This is a genomic window from Winogradskyella pacifica (assembly GCF_003386275.1).
Lineage (GTDB): Bacteria > Bacteroidota > Bacteroidia > Flavobacteriales > Flavobacteriaceae > Winogradskyella > Winogradskyella pacifica.
In genome coordinates this window covers 1-19,766 of sequence record NZ_QREI01000001.1, presented here as the reverse complement: position 1 = coordinate 19,766, position 19,766 = coordinate 1, and the positions used below count along the sequence as shown (strand labels likewise).

12 protein-coding genes are annotated in these 19,766 nt (G+C 33.2%); 9 read left to right on the top strand and 3 right to left on the bottom strand.

All coding sequences use genetic code 11. The annotated features are described in order from the left end of the window. The first annotated feature begins 47 nt into the window (after positions 1–47). The 9 genes from DFQ09_RS00060 to bglX all read left to right on the top strand — a co-directional run bounded on the left by DFQ09_RS00060 (position 48) and on the right by bglX (position 15,996). Entirely contained in the window at positions 48–1,613 is a 1,566-nt protein-coding gene (locus tag DFQ09_RS00060) for a glycerol-3-phosphate dehydrogenase/oxidase (RefSeq protein ID WP_115807558.1), read from the top strand. A 54-nt stretch (positions 1,614–1,667) separates the two neighbouring features. Beyond that, on the top strand, positions 1,668–3,164 hold the full coding sequence (glpK, locus tag DFQ09_RS00055; protein WP_115807557.1) for a glycerol kinase GlpK: 1,497 nt from the start codon (positions 1,668–1,670) through the stop codon (positions 3,162–3,164). A gap of 15 nt (positions 3,165–3,179) precedes the next feature. Beyond that, the gene (locus tag DFQ09_RS00050) at positions 3,180–3,908 is read left to right on the top strand and encodes an MIP/aquaporin family protein (RefSeq protein WP_115807556.1); all 729 of its coding nucleotides are present in this window, start codon (positions 3,180–3,182) and stop codon (positions 3,906–3,908) included. A 91-nt stretch (positions 3,909–3,999) separates the two neighbouring features. After that, positions 4,000–6,771: a helix-turn-helix and ligand-binding sensor domain-containing protein gene (locus tag DFQ09_RS00045; RefSeq protein WP_115807555.1), complete on the top strand. Its 2,772-nt coding sequence runs from the start codon at positions 4,000–4,002 to the stop codon at positions 6,769–6,771. A 301-nt stretch (positions 6,772–7,072) separates the two neighbouring features. Beyond that, a complete protein-coding gene (locus DFQ09_RS00040) occupies positions 7,073–10,147 on the top strand; it encodes a SusC/RagA family TonB-linked outer membrane protein (protein WP_115807554.1) in 3,075 nt (1,024 codons plus the stop codon). Between the two features lie 19 nt (positions 10,148–10,166). Further along, the gene (locus tag DFQ09_RS00035) at positions 10,167–11,774 is read left to right on the top strand and encodes a RagB/SusD family nutrient uptake outer membrane protein (RefSeq protein WP_115807553.1); all 1,608 of its coding nucleotides are present in this window, start codon (positions 10,167–10,169) and stop codon (positions 11,772–11,774) included. Positions 11,775–11,876: 102 nt separating this feature from the next. Next, a complete protein-coding gene (locus DFQ09_RS00030; protein WP_115807552.1) occupies positions 11,877–12,683 on the top strand; it encodes a glycerophosphodiester phosphodiesterase in 807 nt (268 codons plus the stop codon). A gap of 81 nt (positions 12,684–12,764) precedes the next feature. Next, on the top strand, positions 12,765–13,628 hold the full coding sequence (locus DFQ09_RS00025) for an endonuclease/exonuclease/phosphatase family protein (protein ID WP_115807551.1): 864 nt from the start codon (positions 12,765–12,767) through the stop codon (positions 13,626–13,628). A gap of 10 nt (positions 13,629–13,638) precedes the next feature. Further along, on the top strand, positions 13,639–15,996 hold the full coding sequence (gene bglX / locus DFQ09_RS00020; RefSeq protein ID WP_115807550.1) for a beta-glucosidase BglX: 2,358 nt from the start codon (positions 13,639–13,641) through the stop codon (positions 15,994–15,996). 144 nt (positions 15,997–16,140) lie between these two features. Here bglX and DFQ09_RS00015 read toward each other — a convergent pair whose 3' ends face one another. From DFQ09_RS00015 to DFQ09_RS00005, 3 genes are all read right to left on the bottom strand, one after another. Continuing rightward, a complete protein-coding gene (locus DFQ09_RS00015) occupies positions 16,141–16,461 on the bottom strand; it encodes a hypothetical protein (protein WP_115807549.1) in 321 nt (106 codons plus the stop codon). Positions 16,462–16,588: 127 nt separating this feature from the next. Next, complete coding sequence (locus tag DFQ09_RS00010; RefSeq protein WP_115807548.1) at positions 16,589–17,155, bottom strand: hypothetical protein; 567 nt, start codon at positions 17,153–17,155, stop codon at positions 16,589–16,591. Positions 17,156–17,294: 139 nt separating this feature from the next. After that, positions 17,295–18,815, bottom strand: a complete 1,521-nt coding sequence (locus DFQ09_RS00005) for a hypothetical protein (protein WP_115807547.1) — start codon at positions 18,813–18,815, stop codon at positions 17,295–17,297. Positions 18,816–19,766 lie beyond the last annotated feature (951 nt).

Sequence of the window (19,766 nt, the reverse complement as noted above, 5' to 3'; positions counted from 1 at the left end):
ATTAATTTATTTATATTTGAAACTAATTGTAATACAAACACACTATTTTGTTCAAAAGAGAAACGTTATTAGATCAGTTAAAAACGTCCGAAAATTGGGATGTTATCATCATTGGAGGTGGCGCAACAGGATTAGGTGTTGCCTTAGATTGCACAACCCGTGGTTATAAAACATTGCTTTTAGAGCAGGTGGATTTTGCTAAAGGAACTTCGAGTCGAAGTACAAAATTAGTACATGGGGGAGTTAGATATTTAGCACAAGGAAACATCGATTTGGTTCGAGAAGCTTTATATGAGAGAGGGTTGATGTTGCAAAATGCCTCACATTTAGTAAGTAATCAGTCTTTTATAATTCCAAATTATAGATGGTGGGATAATTTTTTCTATACGGTGGGAATGAAGGTTTATGATTTTTTATCCGGAAAATTAAGTTTTGGTAAGTCGATTAGAATTAAGAAGAGTGAAACCATTGCTAGGTTATCAACTTTAAAAACAGATAAGTTAAAAGGTGGTGTTGTTTATCACGATGGTCAGTTTGACGATTCTAGGTTAGCCGTAAACATCGCTCAGAGTTGTATTGAAGAAGGTGCGACAGTTTTGAATCATGTTAAGGTAAAAAACCTTCAAAAAGACGATAACGGATTAGTTAATGGGGTCGTTGCTATAGATACCGAAACTCACACTGAATATACCTTAAATGCAAATACAGTTATCAATGCAACAGGAGTGTTTTCTGATGAGGTTTTGCAAATGGATAATAAATCTGCAGAGAACAGTATTCGTCCAAGTCAAGGTATTCATTTGGTATTTGATAAATCATTCTTACCAGGAAACGATGCTATAATGATTCCGAAAACGGATGATGGTCGTGTGTTATTCTTAGTACCATGGCATAATAGAGTTGTGGTCGGTACAACAGACACTTTATTAGATAGTCATAGTTTAGAGCCAAAAGCTTTAGATAAAGAGGTCGATTTTGTTTTAGAGACAGCAAACAGGTATCTTAATAAAAAAGCGAGCAAGGCCGATGTGTTAAGTATTTATGCCGGACTAAGACCTTTGGCAGCACCAAAAGATAAATCAGAAAAAACTAAAGAAATATCTAGAAGCCATAAAATAATAGTTTCAGACTCTGAATTGATTACAATCACAGGAGGAAAATGGACTACGTACAGAAGAATGGCTCAAGATACCGTGGATAAAGTCATAGAGTTAAAGAAGCTGCCGAGCTCAAAATGCAAAACACAAAACATTAAGATTCATGGTTCTAACGGAACTGTAGATCGCGCAAATCATCTTTATATTTACGGAACAGATCAAAAAGGTATTGCTCAGCTTGTTAAAGAAAATCCTGAATTAGGAGAACTTTTGCATCCAAGATTAGAGTTTACAAAAGCAGAAATAATTTGGGCTGTAAGACATGAAATGGCGAGAAGCATTGAAGATGTGTTAGCAAGGCGTGTGCGAATACTGTTTTTAGATGCAAAAGCAGCTATAGAAATAGCACCGCTTGTTGGCGAATTATTAAGAGTAGAATTAAATGAAACTGATGATTGGAGAGTTGAACAAATTTCAGAATTTATACAAATTGCAGATCAATACATATTAAAATAATATTAATTTATTCCGAACTCTACTTCGGTAAACTAATAAATAAACTAATAAATTATGGGCAAATATATTCTGTCCCTAGATCAGGGTACAACAAGTTCTAGGGCAATAGTTTTTGATAAAAAAGGTGGTATTGTTTCAATAGCTCAAAAGGAGTTTACTCAATATTTTCCTAAGCCAGGTTGGGTGGAGCATGATCCTATAGAAATCTGGTCTTCACAAGCCGGAGTTGCAGCAGAGGCCATTGCTAAAAATGGATTGGACGTTGAGCACATCGCGGCTATTGGAATTACAAATCAGCGTGAAACTGTTGTGGTTTGGGATAAAAACACGGGGAAACCTGTTTATAATGCGATTGTTTGGCAAGATAAAAGAACTTCAGATTACTGCGATCAACTTAAAAAAGAAGGCAAAGCAGAACTTATAAAGAAAAAAACAGGTTTAGTTATAGATTCTTATTTCTCAGGAACTAAAGTTAAATGGATCCTAGATAATGTTGAAGGAGCGAGAGCTAAAGCCGAAGCTGGTGATTTAATTTTAGGAACTATTGATTGTTGGTTGGTTTGGAATTTTACAAAAGGTAAGCAACACGTCACAGATGTTACTAATGCTTCAAGAACCTTAATGTTTAATATTAATACCATGGAATGGGATGACGAATTGTTAGAGTTATTGACCATTCCTAAAAGTATGTTGCCAGAAGTAAAAGCTTCTAGTGAAGTTTATGGTCACACGACATCGACATTTTACGATACTAAAATTCCCATTGCAGGTATTGCAGGTGACCAACAAGCTGCGTTATTTGGACAAATGTGTACCAAACCAGGCATGGTTAAAAATACTTACGGAACCGGTTGTTTTATGTTAATGAATATCGGAGATAAACCAATCGTTTCAAAAAACAACTTGTTGACTACTGTAGCTTGGAAAATTAACGGAAAAACAACTTATGCCTTAGAAGGAAGTGTTTTTATTGCAGGAGCCGTTGTGCAGTGGCTTCGCGATAGTTTAAAAATTATAAGAAATTCTTCAGATGTCGAAAGATTGGCAGCTTCGGTAGATAGTACAGATGGCGTCTATTTTGTTCCGGCTTTTGCTGGTTTGGGAGCGCCACATTGGAATCAGCATGCAAAAGGTACTATGTTTGGATTGACAAGAGGGAGTACAGATGCACATATCGCTAGAGCAGCTGTAGAGTCTATAGCATTTCAAACTATGGATATTTTAAAAGCTATGGAAGCTGATGCCGATATATCTATAAAAGAATTACGTGTAGATGGTGGTGCTACAATTAATAATATGTTGATGCAGTTTCAATCGGATGTTTTAAACACTAAAACGGTAAGACCAAAAATAGTAGAGACCACTGCTATGGGAGCGGCGTTTTTAGCAGGTTTGGCTGTTGGTTATTGGGAAAGTTCTGAGGAAATTCAAGATATTTGGCAGGCGGATAAAACGTTTAGTCCAAAAGAGGACAGAACGGAAATTGAAACCAATATTAAAGGTTGGTATAGAGCTATTGATGCTTTGGAGTATTGGACTAAAAACATTTAAAACAGCGTTTAAATTATGACACCATTTATAGCAGAAATTATAGGTACAGCGATTTTAATTTTACTAGGTGGAGGAGTTGTGGCTAATGTCGTCCTCAATAAAACCATTGGTAATAATAGTGGTTGGATAGTGATTACAACAGGTTGGGCTTTGGCTGTTTATGTTGCTGTGGTTATTGCGGGGCCTTATAGTGGAGCGCATATTAATCCAGCAGTTACAGTTGCTGTGGCAATCGCTGGTAAATTTCCCTGGGCTGATGTGCCGATGTATATTTTAGCGCAAATGATTGGAGCTATGATAGGAGCTTCTGCAGTTTGGTTAACTTATAAGAATCATTTTGACGAAACAGAAGACGCAGATTCTAAGAAAGCCGTTTTTTGTACTGCGCCAGCGATTAGAAATACGTTTTCAAACTTTTTTAGTGAAATGATCGGGACGTTTGTCTTACTCTTTACCATATTTTATTTTGCAGATGCCAGTATTACAGAGACTGAAGCCGTTATAGGTTTAGGGTCTTTAGGAGCTTTGCCTGTTGCTTTTTTGGTTTGGTCCATTGGCTTGTCTTTAGGAGGTACTACTGGTTATGCCATTAATCCGGCAAGAGATTTAGGGCCGCGACTTATGCATGCTATTTTACCAATTAAAAATAAAGCTAAAAGTGATTGGTCGTATGCTTGGATTCCTGTTTTAGGGCCATTAACCGGTGGAGCGTTAGCAGCTTTTTTAATGCTTGCGTTGTCATAGCTTAGTATTTCAAGTTTATAATTTTTAATGTCAGTTCATAACGAGCTGGCATTTTGTTTGTTCATTATCTAAAACTATCTTTACGAAACAGATGAAACACTTCATATTTATATTATTTCTAAATGTATTCTTGATGCTTCCTGCGCAAGAATTACCGCCTATTGAAAAATTTACAGCTTCAGATTATGGTGGTGATAATCAAAATTGGATGATTTCCCAAAGTGCGGATAATTACATTTATGCAGCAAATAATAAAGGCCTTTTAGAGTATAATGGTTCTAGTTGGGTGGCGTATCCGTCTCCAAACAATACTATTTTGAGAGCAGTAAAGGTTATTGGAGATAGAATTTATTCGGGTTGCTATGAAGATTTTGGGTATTGGGTAAAGGATGAAAAAGGATTACTAAATTATACATCACTAATTCCAAAACTAAAAGAAGCCAATATTAGCGATGATCAAATTTGGAACATTTTAGACCTTGGAGAATGGGTGCTTTTTCAATCGGGTCACGCTTTGCATTTTTTCAACAAGGAAGCTGAGACTTTTAAAATTATTACGTCACAACAAATTATTTACAAAGTATTTAATATCAATAATCATATTTATTATCATGTAGCTAACGAGGGGATTTATCTTATAAAAGATGGGCAACCTAAATTAATAATTAGTGATGCTGTCGTTTTAGAAGATCGGGTTATTAATATGTTTTTTGTAGATGACCTTCTGACGATTCTTACCAGGAATTCTGGTTTTTTTCAGGTCAAGAATAATCAATTAGAACCATGGGAGATTACCGCAAATGAGCGGTTAAAACGATTAAACATATTTAATAGTATTAAGCTTGAAGATAACAGTTTTGTGATTGGTACAATTTCTAATGGAATTGTGAAAATTAGTAATGCAGGTGAATTTGAATATGTTATAAATCAGAAATTAGGATTAAGTAATAACACCGTTTTAGCTTTGTTTGAAGATGCGAACCATAATGTTTGGGCAGGATTAGATAACGGTATTAACTGTATAAATATCACATCACCAATACAAACATTTATAGATTACGAAGGGGTTTTAGGAACCGTGTATTCTACCATTATTTACAAGGATTTACTTTATGTAGGGACTAATCAAGGCTTGTTTTATAGATCATTAAAGTCTACAGATGAAACGTTTCGTTTTGTGAAAGGCACTGCTGGCCAGGTGTGGAGCTTATATAATCATAATAACGAAAGTTTGATATGTGGTCATCATTTAGGAACTTTTAGTGTTGATGGAAATCAGATAGAAAAAATCAGTTCAGATTTAGGGGCTTGGAACTTTAAGAAAATTCCAAATCATGATAATCTATTGCTTCAAGGAAACTATGATGGCTTATATGTTTTAGAGCTTAAAAATAAAACTTGGACGGTCAGGAATAAAATTGAAAACTTTAAAAACTCATCGCGCTTTTTCGAAATTAATAATGCCAACCAAATCATGGTAAACCATGAGTATAAAGGAGTTTTTGTTTTAAACATGAATTCTGATTTTACTCAAACTATAGATGTGGTAGATGTTTCAGAATTAACTATTGGAAATAGTTCTAGTTTGGAGAGTTACCAAGGAGACATACTGTATACTTCAAAAAATGGCATATTTAATTATAATGAAGCTGAACATAAATTCGTTAAGAATAGTGTTTTAACAGATTTGATTGCGTCCAAAAATTTTACTTCCGGAAAAATGGTGGTCGATCAGACAGGTAAATTATGGCTGTTCTTCAAAAACAACATTAGCTATATTACTAATGACAATCTTACTAATAAACCCCAGATTACAGATATTGCAATTCCTTCAACTTTAAGAAAAGGGGTTTTAGGATTTGAAAATATACAGCACATTGAAGGTGAAAAATATATTTTAGGAACAGTAAACGGTTATCTAACGCTTGATTTAGCAAATATTGAAGCTGACACCTCCCATTCAATTCATTTTAATACTATAATGAAAAAGAATATAGATGGGAGTTCAATTCATTTGTCTCTAACCGAAAGTGGTTCATTTGAACACGAGAAAGGTATCGTCTCATTTGGGTTTTCGGTTCCGGAATACAATAAATTCCTAGATGTTAGCTATAGTTATAAAATTGAAGGGCTTTCTGATAAATGGAGCGATTGGTCTCACTCGTCGAGTGTGCAATTTGAAAATATATCTTTTGGTGATTATACTTTAGAAGTTAAAGGAAAAGTTGGAAATCAACTTACGGAGAATACAATTGTATATCATTTTGAAGTGAATAGACCGTGGTATATTTCCAATTTAGCGATTCTGGTGTATGTTTTAATTTTAATAGGAATTGCATTTTTAGTTAATAAGGTTTATAAATTTTACTACGAACGAATTCTTAAGCATGAACACATCAAAAGTGAACGTGCACTCATTCAAATAAAGAATGAAAAATTAAATCAAGATATCGAAGGAAAAAATAGAGAGTTAGTGATTTCTACAATGAGTATCATTAAGAAAAATGAGTTACTCAATAAAATAAAGAAGGAATTAAAAAAGAATAGAAATAATAAAGATATTGAAAGCGCCGTAAATCTAATTGATACCAATTTGAACAATAATAAAGATTGGAAATTCTTTAAAGAGGCATTTAATAATGCAGATAAAGATTTTATGGATAAAATTAAGGCCGCACACCCAGATTTAACACCAAATGATTTGAAGTTTTGTGCTTATTTACGGTTGAATTTATCCTCTAAGGAAATGGCTCCATTGCTTAATATATCTATTAAAAGTGTGGAGACTAAGCGTTACAGATTACGTAAAAGGTTACAATTAAATCATGATGACAGTTTAGTTAACTATATCTTAAAATTCTAACACCTCGACAATCCCATTTTCTACCACGACTTTACCTCGACAAGCGTGTTTTTACGCTGAATTTTTGGTTTTTTTTAAGAAATTTTAAGTTCTCTACATTGCTAATGTTTATAATACTTACCGAGATTTTTTCAAGATTTATTATTGTTAAATTTTATGATGTTCGTTTTTTATCGAGGTATCGATTATCAAATTAGCAATTATTTGAGGTTAAATTTACAAAAGCTTAACATTGCATCTCATTTCTACATGTTTTGAAATGATAGTTTTGGGCTTTAATTTTTAACTAAATCAATCATTCATGAAATTCAAATTTCAAAAATCAAGAATTGAAATATTCTTCTGTCTCTTTTTATTGTGCAGTTCGTTTTCTCTGATTGCGCAGACCACAGTAAAAGGAAAAGTGCTTTCTGCTTCAGATAATATGCCTTTGCCAGGTGCGTCTGTCATAGAAAAAGGAACTTCTAATGGAACACAAACAGATTTTGATGGTGTGTTTACTTTAGATGTTTCAAATGAATCCGCTATTATGGTGGTATCTTATGTAGGATTTAAATCTAAAGAAGTGGTCTATAGTTCGGGAGAAATCTCGATAACTTTAGAAGAAGATAGTGCTTTAGAAGAAGTTGTAGTTATTGGTTATGGTTCACAAAAGAAAAGTGATATCGTAAATGCTGTGTCAACTACAGACCTAGAGAAAGCAACCTTATCACCAACATCAGACGTTAATGAAATGTTGAGAGGTAGAATTGCGGGCTTACAAGTTAATGTCGGCGGAGGTACGTTACGGCCAGGTGGTACATCTGATATTATTTTTAGAGGGCAAGGTTCTATAGAAGGTAATGTAAGTGCGATTTATGTTGTAGATGGTATTATTAGAGATGGAGGTATTGAGGATATTGACTCAGATGATATCAAATCTATTGAGTTTTTAAAAGATGCTTCTGCTCAGGCTATTTATGGCTCTAGAGGTGCTAATGGTGTTGTTTTAATAACAACTAAACGTGGCTCTGCAGGTAAAGTAAGTGTGAGCTATCACGGTTTTTTAACAACAAAAAGTATTGAGCGGAATTTTGATGTTTATAGCGGACAAGAGTTAGCGCAATTACGAAGAGAAGCTTGGAGGTCCACAAGAGCAGACGATAGTTATGCTGATGATGTTGTCGATAATGTATTTACAGAAGTTGAATATGATAATCTTACAAACAATCGTTTCGTAAATTGGGAAGATGAATTAATGAGAAATGGTTTCGTTAATAGTCAGGCAATAAGCGTTAGTGGTGGTACGGAATTGACTAAGGTTTTTGGTAGTATTAATTACTTCAAAGAAGATGGTCTTATACCTTCATCTAGTTATACAAGAAAAACGTTACGTTTAAATGTAGATCAAAAAATATCGGATAAATTCTCTGTAAATTTCGATATAAACTTATTAAATGATGATACTGATAGAGCTGCAAATGTTAACGTAATTACCACATCTCCATTAGGTAGTGCTTATAACGTCGACGGAAGTATTACACGTTTTCCAAGTGGTGAAGAGTTGTCAGCTGTTAACCCACTGTGGAATTTAAGAGAACAAAATCACGAAGAAAAAGGTAATGATTATGTTGTTAATGTAACACCAATATGGCAGATTACTAATGATTTACAATACCAGTTAAAGGCTAATTTAACAAGAAGAACTTCAGAAAGAGGGCAATACCAATCTTCTTTAAGTTCTGCGGGTGACGATGTTAGAGGTATTGCTAGAATTGACAATCAATTACGTGAGTCGTATTTAATAGAGAATATTTTAACTTATGACAAAACCATAAATGCTAATAATAGTCTTAATGTAACCTTAGTGCAATCGACGCAAGAAAATGCGTTCACAAGAACCTTTACCGAAGGTCAGGGGTTTGCTAATGAAGATTTAGGGTATAATGGTATTTCAAGCGCCATAGGTAATGTTACTGTAGAGCGCGATGGTGATCAATTTAGATATTTAGGGTATTTAGCCAGAGCACGATATTCATTATTAAATAAATATACTTTTGAAGGTACTGTGAGAGCTGATGGTGCCTCTTTAAATGGTGAAGGTAATAAATGGAGTTATAACCCAGCGGGTTCTTTTGCTTGGAAAATTCATAATGAAAACTTTTTAGAAGATGTAAGTTCTATACAAGAATTAAAATTTAGAGCAAGTTATGGTTCTTTGGTTAATGATTTAGGTCGTGCTTATACATCACTATTTACAGCAGATTTCCAACCTTATATATTTGACGAGGAAACTGGGTCAGGATTCTCACCATCGACTATTTTACCTAATCCAGATTTGAAGTTTGAAAGAATCACCACTTTAAACCTTGGTTTAGATTTTTCAATATTCAATAGAATATTAGTAGGTAGTATTAACTGGTACGATGCAAGAACTACAGATTTATTATTAAGAAGAGGTGTGCCGCCAGTTACAGGATACACGTCAACATTCTTTAATGCAGGTGAAATGCAAAACACAGGTGTTGAACTTAGTTTAACAGCAAATATTTTTAATACTGAAGATTTTAAATGGTCAGTTTCTACAAATTGGTCTAATAATAAAAACAAAATATTAGAACTTTATGATGATGGAAATGGTAACGCGATCACTGAAGATAATTCATTTAATTATTATGTTGGTCAGCCAGTTGGCGTTATTTATCAGTACGCTTTTGATGGGATTTGGCAAGAAGGTGAAGATTTTGAAAATGCACCTCAAGCTAATTCAGAATCAGCAAATCCTCAAACAGATTTAAGGCCTGGTGATATCAAAATTAAAGATGTCAACGGAGTCGATGAGGACGGTAATATTATCGCTGGACCTGATGGTAAAATTACACAAGAAGATCGTGTGTTTATCGATCCTAATCCAGACTGGTTTGGGTCATTATCTACAACAGTATATTATAAAGGGTTTGATTTACTTGTCGATTTCTATGCTGTAGAAGGGGCTACAAAAGTGAATCCATTCTTAAATGAGTACAATAATGGTGGGACTTTAAGAGGAGATATAAACGGTGTTAAAGTAGATTATTATACACCAGAAAATCCGTCAAATTCATTTCCGCGTCCGAATAAAGATGCTGCCGATCAGTATTTAAATGCTTTAGCGGTTAAGGATGCATCTTACCTTAGATTAAGAACGGTGAGCTTAGGATATACTTTAGCAGACAAGTTTACATCTAAATTAAATTTTGAGCAGATTAAATTTTATGTGACTGCAACAAATTTATTTACAAACACAGATTATATAGGTTACAGTCCAGAGGTAAATATTAGATCTACCTTTTCAAATGCTGATACGGGTTATCCTGATGCAAAGTCATTCACATTTGGAGTAAGAGTTAAATTTTAATTATAAAAAGAATAATATTATGAAAATGAAGTTTTTTTATTCAAAAATAAAAAGTGGATTTCTGTTAGCCACGGCGTTATTCTTTGTTGTTACTTCTTGCGAAGATTTCTTAGAAGAACAACCGAGTACGCTAATTGATGCGGATTATGTTTATACTACTGAAGGAGGCTTAAAATCTGGAGTAGTAAGTTTATATAAGTTTGAAAGAGATCGTTATGATAATAGTACTGAGGATTTCATGGGATCGGTATTGATGTCTTCTCGGGGTGATTTAACCTTTTCAAGATCTGGCTATACTGGTTTAATGGGGAGATATGAAAGAGGTACGTCTCCAGTAGATCAGGGTACTAATTTTGCGTCTTCATTATTTTGGAAACATTTTTATAATATGGCTAATAAAGCGACTGCAATAATAAATGCAGCTGAAACTTTAGAGGGTATAGATGAAGATACAAGAGCGCAAATTTTATCTGAAGCAAAGTTTTTTAGAGCACATTCGTATTTCTACTTATACAGAATGTACAATAATATTTATGTGACGACAGAAACTATAACTGTGGATAATGCTTTTGATGTTATTAATGATAAATCTACAGAGCAAGAAATTTTCGCACTTATCAATAGTGATTTAAACTTTGCGATAGACAATTTAGAGTGGTCAGATACATTTGGACGTGTTACTAAAGGAACAGCAAAGCATGTAAAGGCTAAAGTAGCAATGTGGCAAGGTAACTGGACTGAAGCAAAAAATCAAGCGGTATCCTTAATAGAAGAAGGACCTCATGGTTTGGTGTCTAGTACCGCAGATGTATTTGCTGGTGATAGAAATAATTCTGAATCATTATTCGTTATTCAATCTCAAGATGATTTACTTGGTGGTGGTAACACAACCATGATGAATGCAAATTATGTCACTCAATATTTTCAGATTTCAGGTATAGAATCTAATAATGAACAAGGAGGTAGAGGTTTTTCTAGAATTTTGCCAAACCTATATCTGTTAAATCTTTTAGCAGAAGATCCAAACGATACAAGAGATGATGATACGTATTTTCGATTAAAATATTATTATACATCTGGAGATAGAATTGGTGAGGAAGTAGATGATTATGCGGCAATCACGGATTTAGATAATCCAAGTAGTAACTACACATCATATTACCAAAGAATGCACCCTTCTTGTATAAAATTTTCACAAGAAGATGGTAATGAAGAATCTTATTTAATAAGAGGTAATGTAACGGTTTACAGATTAGCTGAGACATATTTAATAGCTGCAGAGGCTATTATGAGATCTTCAGGTGATCCTTTACCATATATAAATGCGGTAAGAACTAGAGCTGGTGCTACGCCAGTGACCACCGTAAATCAACAAACCATTTTAGACGAACGCGCTAGAGAATTAGCTTTTGAAGGGCAACGTTGGTTTACTTTAAAACGAATGGGACAATCGGTTATCGATTTTCAAATGACCAATTACGCTGGTGATGGAGAGTATTTTCCAGCCAATTTAGGGTCTAAAGATCCTAGAGAGAATTGGAGATCACATTTTATTAACTGGCCAATATCTCAAAATGATTTAGACCTTTTAGGTTCAGATTACCCTCAAAATAATGGTTACAATTAATAATTATTTGAATTAGTCATTCTATTGAAACAAAAGGGCAAGTTCACTTGCCTTTTTGTTTTCTTAATATTTAGACGTTATATATTAAAAATACAATTTCATATGAGATATTTAACTGTTTTGTTGTTGTGTATAGGATTTGTTTCATGCAATTCTACAAGTAAAGACACTGAAATTACTTTTGCAGATAACCCTGTCATTGCGCACAGAGGAGCATGGAAAACTAAAGATTTACCAAAAAATTCAATTGCGGCATTAAAAGAGGCGATTAGTTTAAAATGTACAGGCTCAGAATTTGATGTTCGTATGACGGCAGATGAAATCCTAGTTGTTACTCACGATGCCGATTATGAAGGTTTAGATATTGAATCTTCAACCTATGAAGAACTTGCTAAACACAAATTATCAAACGGTGAAACACTGCCAACTTTAAAAGATTTTATTACTGCGGGCATGACAAATAATACCACTACAGGTTTAGTTTGCGAAATAAAACCTTCTAAAACTGAAGGACGTAATGTTCTTATGGCAGACAAAGCTGTAGCCACAGTCAAAGAGCTTAAGGCAGAAGCGTATGTGTCTTATTATATCAGTTTTAGTTATGAGGTTATTAAACACATTAAAACAATAGAACCTAATGCTAAGGTCTTATATCTAGATGGTTCAAAAGCACCAGAAGACTTACATAAAGATGGAATTACCGGACTCGATTATTTAGTTTGGAAATTAAAAAATAAACCAAATTGGATTACAGAAGCTAGAGATTTAGGTTTAAAACTAAATGCATGGACGGCCAATAAAGAAGAAGATATTGATTGGTTATTGAGTCATGATTTTGATTATATTACCACAGATGAACCAGAATTGGTGTTTAAGAAATTAAAAGCAAATTCTAGTAGCACAAACTAAGCGTTGCTATCAGAGATTATTTTTATGCTGTCGATAATTTATTTTGAAAGACAGAGAGCATAAGTTCGAAACAAGAAATAAATGAAACAAATTAATTTATTTATTATTAGCCTTATACTTTTAGGTTGTAGTTCTAATAAAAGTAAGCCGGAAGCTAAAAATGAACAGTTTACATTAAAGGCAATGACTTATAATATTCGTTTGGATATTGCTTCAGATGAAGAAAATGCATGGCCAAATCGAAAAGATTTTTTAAGTTCTCAAATATTGTTTCTTAGTCCTGATGTTTTTGGAGTACAAGAAGCACGGCCGAATCAAATTGAAGATTTAAATGCCGCTTTGCAAGATTATAAATTTATAGGTGAAGGAAGAGATGGCAACGGAGAGGGCGAGTTCTCTGCAATTTATTACAATTCAAACAACTTAAAGGTTGAAGAACAATTCACCTTTTGGTTATCCGATTCGCCAGATAAAGTTTCTACAGGTTGGGACGCTGCCTATCCTAGAGTTTGTACGTATGGTTTATTTTCTTCAAATAAAACGGGTAAAAAGTTTTGGGTGTTTAATACCCATTTAGATCATGTTGGTGCGGAAGCGCAAAAGGAAGGTGTAAAACTTATTCTAAAAAAAATAGCTTCAGAAAACATCCAAAACTATCCTGTTCTGCTTATGGGTGATTTTAATGTAGAACCTAATAGTCTGGTCGTAGCAGAAATTTTACCAACCATGTCAGATTCAAGACAAATAGCCACATTAAAGTTTGGACCGGAGGGAACATTTAATGCCTTTCAATATAATGAACTCGTAACGCGACGCATCGACTATATTTTTATTTCAAAATCTCCTAGCATTACAGTACATAAGTATGCCGTATTATCTAGTGCTATTGATTTCAAATTCCCTTCAGACCATTTTCCTGTGTATACAGAAATGGAGTTAAAATGATTTTAGTATAATGATTAATACAAAAAAAACATTCCTATTTGCAGTCGTTAGTGTAAAGGCTGCTGTTATTCTACTTGTTACTTGTGCTACAGTAGATTTTGATACGTCAGTAGAGGCTAATTCCGGATTTATAAAACACACAACGTCTTTAATAGATAAGCGGATTGAACTCAAAGTAGATTCTGTATTAGCATTAATGACCATTGATGAAAAAATAGGCCAACTAGTACAGTATAGTGGTAAATGGAATGCGACAGGTCCATCAACTTCAGAAAGAGATCAGTATAAGTACAACAAACTAAAGAAAGGTGAAGTCGGCTCTATGCTGAATGTGGCTTCTGTAGCTTCAATCCGAGAAACACAACGGATTGTAATGGAGAATTCTCGATTAAAGATTCCCCTTATTTTTGCGTATGATGTTATTCATGGTTACAAAACTATATTTCCTATTCCTTTAGGTGAAAGTGCGAGTTGGGATTTAGATATTATAGAACAATCGGCTGCAATTGCAGCAAAAGAAGCATCTGCATCTGGTTTAAACTGGACGTTTGCACCCATGATCGATGTTTCTAGAGACGCACGTTGGGGAAGAGTAATGGAAGGTTCTGGTGAAGATACGTATTTAACTACAAAAATTGGAGTAGCGAGAATAAAAGGGTTTCAGGGAGACGATTTATCGGCAACACATACTATTGCGGCATGTGCAAAACATTTTGCAGGTTATGGTTTTGGTGAGGCTGGTAGAGATTACAATACGGTGAATATTGGTGAGTATGAACTTCATAATACTATTTTACCTCCTTTTAAAGCTGCTGCAGAAGCCGGTGTGGCAACATTTATGAATGCTTTTAATGATATTGATGGCATACCAGCAACAGGACATAGGCATTTGCAAAGAGATTTGTTGAAAAACGAGTGGAATTGGCCAGGTCTAATGGTTTCCGATTGGGGAAGTATAGGCGAAATGATAGCACATGGGTATGCTAAAGATTTAAAGCATGCTTCAGAAATTGCTATTAATGCAGGGAGTGATATGGATATGGAATCGTATGCTTATGAAGCTTCGTTAAAAACATTAATAGAAGTAGGTAAAGTTTCAATAGATGTCATAAATGATGCTGTGAGACGTGTATTACGAATCAAATTTCAGCTAGGACTGTTTGATGATCCTTATAAATATTGTGATACAGAAAGAGAGAAAACTGAGATCTATTCTAAAGAGAATTTAGAAATTGCTAGAGATGTCGCTAAGAAATCTATTGTATTACTTAAAAATGATAATCAAGTCTTACCACTTTCAAAAGACATAAAAAGTATCGCTGTTATTGGGCCGTTAGCTGATGACAAAAATGCGCCTTTAGGGAATTGGCGAGCAGAAGGTGACTATAATTCTGCGGTATCACTATTAGAAGGCGTAAAGCAGGCGGTATCTAAGTCAACAACGATACATTATGAAAAAGGAATTGAGTTAACGATTCCAACGGTTAAGCCAGGCGAAAATCAGTTTTTAATACCTTTAGAATTTAATACAACCGATAGATCAGGAATTAAAAAAGCAGTTGAAGCTGCTAAGAAAGCTGAGGTGGTTTTATTAGCTATAGGTGAAGACGCCTATCAGACGGGAGAAGGACGAAGTCAGGTAGATATCGGATTTAAAGGTTTACAATTAGAATTGTTAGAGGCTATTCAAAAGGTGAATAAAAACATTGTAATTGTGCTGATGAACGGCCGTCCAATGGATTTAACTCGTGCTTCAGAAGTGGCTTCAACTATTTTAGAATGTTGGCATTTAGGGTCGGAATCTGGTAATGCCATAGCAGATGTTATTTTTGGGGATTATAATCCATCGGGTAAATTACCAGTGTCATTTCCGCATCATGTAGGGCAAGAGCCGCTATATTACAATCAAAAAAACACAGGACGACCTCACGGATCAAAACAAGTAACGTATTCTGCTTATAGAGATGCACCAAGATTTGCGTTGTATCCATTTGGACATGGATTGAGTTATACCACTTTTAAATATGATAACTTAACATTAGATAAAACTGAAATAAAAGCGACTGACAGTATCAATGTTTCTGTGTCTATAACAAATGCTGGAGATACAGATGGAGAGGAAGTCGTGCAACTATATATTAGAGATTTAGTTGGTAGTTTGGTAAGGCCAATTAAAGAATTAAAAGGTTTTAAAAAGCTAATGATTAAGGCAGGTGAAACTAAAACAGTCACGTTTACAATTAATGCTGAGACACTTCAGTTTTATACAGCAAATAAAAAATGGGAGGTAGAGCCTGGTGCATTTGAAGTTTGGGTTGGAGGGAGTTCTGTAGCCACTTTGCAAAAGGGTTTTAGTGTTGTTGAGTAGTTAGTGTTCAGTTATACTGATAATCTTAATTTTTAAGTTTTACTAAAAGATTGGAGTTTTTGATTTGCATCTTTTTAATTCACATTAATAGATAAAACAGCCTTTATTTTTATTTTGGGTTGTTGTAAGTCCGAATTTTCGACTTTAATTTCTAAAAGAACCATAACCGATTAGGCTCCACAAAATAAATAGTCCAATCAATCCTATAGTGGCGTATCCGAGGAGCACTCCTGTTAAAAGTATGAGGCTGATTATCAGTATTAGCATTTTTAATGTATTCTTGTTTTTGCCTTTAGATTTATATCTGTTATAACGATAAGACTGATCTAGAAATATTTCATCTGATTTTTTTAAATAATATTGAATTTCAGAATCATCAAAACCACTCTCTTTCATTTCCTTTTTTATGTCTTTTGAATCTAGTCCTTTTTCTCTCAGTGAGATACTAAAATCGAGTTTATTCATGGAGGTTGCAATAGTGGTTAATATGTTTTCTATAATGGTTAGTTGCTTGGTTATGACCGTAATTTAGTCAATAAATCACAGATAGAAAATGCATTAAGGCTTTTGTTAATGTATTGTGAATGAGCGATTAACTATGCCTAATTTTGTTGGTTATTTTTATTATTCTACTGTCAATTTCATTAATTCTTTCGGTCCAATATTCCACTGCTTTTTTTAAATCAGTATATCTTTTCTTTTTAGTTCCAGTTGTAAATTCTCTAGGAAGGCTGAATAGAAAGTGACTGTTCTTATCCCAATCTTTGCTTTTTTCACTTTCATTTTTTGGTTCTAATCTTGTCGTCCAAAACCTTAGATTCTCTACATAAATGACTTTTTTCTCATTGAGAAACTCAATCAATTTGTTTTTGTCTCTCGGAATATATCCAGGACCAGTACAGCCACACGAATGAAAGGTAATCCCTGTTTCGTAAAGAGATTCCATGTGATTCCAGGCTTTTGTGTTGGGCTTTTTTGGTGATTCAAAGTCAAATCCCATATTCGCGGTTATTCCGCCACATTCAGGACATTTATAAGATTGTTTTTCAAATTCTATTGAATCTCTATCAATATCCTTCAGTAATCTTCTTTTGAAGGTTTTCCGACATTCAAAACAAGCGTAATGTGGTTTATATGTATTAATTCCGTATCGGCACATTTTCGTTTAAATGTCTTGTGTATGATTAGTGGCGTGTGTAAGCACCTAATTTAGTAAATAAAAACCCAATAGAATATCTGCGAGGATTTTCGTAAGTCGGCGAGAACTAGCCATTAATTATATATGGTGCTGTGGGTAGTTATTGCTTATAACAATTAAATAAAATTAGTTCAAGTGTTACAATTTTCGTTATATCTTCTGAATGTTTAAATTTATAAGTGATTATTGTTTTAAATTTTTCTTCTACAAACGATTCGAAAAGTTCGTGTTCCTCAATTGTTTCTTTTGCAATTTCAATAACTTTTGCGAAATCTTTATTGTCCTTGTTAAAAATAATAAGCGCAATTTTTTCATCTCTCCATAAAACGTATCTTTCTATAAGTTGATTAATTGCTGAACTTAAATAAGACTTCCCTTTCCATAGTTTGCATTCCGCAACAAAGGTATTTATAGCATTCATATCCTGAATTAGGATATCAGTTTTCCCTTTTTTATTAAATGTTTCTCCAGTTGCTATATGTTTTTTTGATATTTGAGTTAAATGAGGAAGAAAATAATCTCTAAAATCTTCTTCTCCAAATGAGCTATGAAGGTGTTTTAATTTTTCTAAACTTTGTCCAAAAAAGAATATTTGTTGAATTAAAAAAGAATGAAAGTTTTGTTCACTAATTTTATCAAAAATAGGCTTTAATTCACTAATAAACCCTTTTTCATTTTTCAACCATTTTTTTAGAACTTTAATGTATTTTAATTCGTTTTTTGAGAAGTTTTCTAATAGCAATAATTGCCCTAGTTTGTGCTTCTCAGCAATAATTTGAATTTCATATTTTTCTTTATCTGTAAGATTTAAACTTTTGTAAACATTTTCAGATGTTAATTGAAATAAGATTTTCTTTGTATGATTAACAATAATTTCAATTAATTCACTTTGTGTTCTACCTTTGAATGTTGTTAATCCTGTAAACCTATTGTATTCTCCATCATACAAGAATAAATTCATAGGTAGTTTACCTTTATAAGCTATTTTTATAGAATTAAATACAGGAATTTCGGGAATGAATTTTATCCAATTTTGAAAAGTTGAATGTAATAGGTTTAAATCAGTATTTTTTTTAACTTTCTTCTCAGTTTTTGATTTAAAGTAGTCTAATAGTTGATTCCTTTTCCATTCAATTTCTTTTGGTATTTCAAGACTGTTTTTTACCCAATATTCAATAACACTAAAAAACCTTTCTCCACCTATGCTTGGTGTTCCAAAGCTATCAATTATATAGTCTATATAGTCGGTTATTTCTTTATACCAATTATCTTTTTCAATACTATGCTCAATAAAACTACTTGTGTAGCTAACTGAATTGAGTACTTTATTTGGAATATCAGTATATAATTCTTTTTTAAACCATTTTTTCTTAAGCAGAGCTTTGTGATTGTCACAACAATTTGGGAAAGTATTAAACCAGTCATTTAGGTTGGAAAGAATGCTTTTATGGTATTCACAACAATTTGGAAAATCTTTAGGCTGTGTATAGTTGTGATGTGGTATATTAGAAAAACCTAAATCCCAAATATCACTTCCTGGTATTTCTACAAATTTTTTGTTTTCTATATCAGAAATGAACTTTTTAGGATTTGAAATTTCGAGATTTATATTTCTATTCATAAAGTTTTTTTTTTCTAATTACCCACAACAATTAAATATAAACAATGGTCCATATCTAAATCACAGCAATTTACATAATAATTCGATTATATCATTCGTGTTATGTGTGAACTATAAATAGAAAACCCTGTAAGTTAAAAACTTACAGGGTTTAAAAGTGGAGTCGGAGAGATTAACGTCGTTGTTCTCTAGTGAATCCCATCCTGTAAATACAACTTTTTGTGCTTTCAGCCCAAATGCTTTTAAACAACAAAGCTCAATCAAGTAAAACTTGTTGAGCTTTTTATGCTTAAAAGCACAACAAAGTTGTGCTTAATAGTGGAGTCGGAGACAACGACCATAAATTGTACTTTTCAGTGTTTATAATGCTTTCAAAAGGATCTGATTTTATTGGTCACCGAATTGGTCTCGATTTAACAAAATTTAACACTTAAGTTTATGTCTGCATTATAAATTATAATAATTCGGAGCTAATTTTATTATTTGATATAAGAGCCACATAATTATTTTCTATGACATCAAATAAAAGCGTGCATTATAAGATACTTTAAATAATTATTAAAAAGTATAATTACGGATAGAAGAGATACTCGAAGATTTTTGAATATCGATGTACATATCCTTACAGTTTAATGAATTAAATAAATAAAATTGAACGATAGGAACCTAATCAAGTTTGGTAATGTTAAAGCCATTAAAAGGTAATAATTTAGAAAACTTAAAATATGTTTATTATAATGTATTGAAGGTTGTTCAATGAATTGATATTTAGTATTCTTTGAGAATATATTAGTCATTTGATCTGTTATCTTTCAACAAAACATTCACATTATCTAAAAACTCACCTTCATCAAAAGGGAGTAATTTATTGGCTAATTGTAAGGTCTTACGAATATCCAATCCATCATCTTCAGTTCCATTAGAGTTATTGACATGACTGGCCATTATACA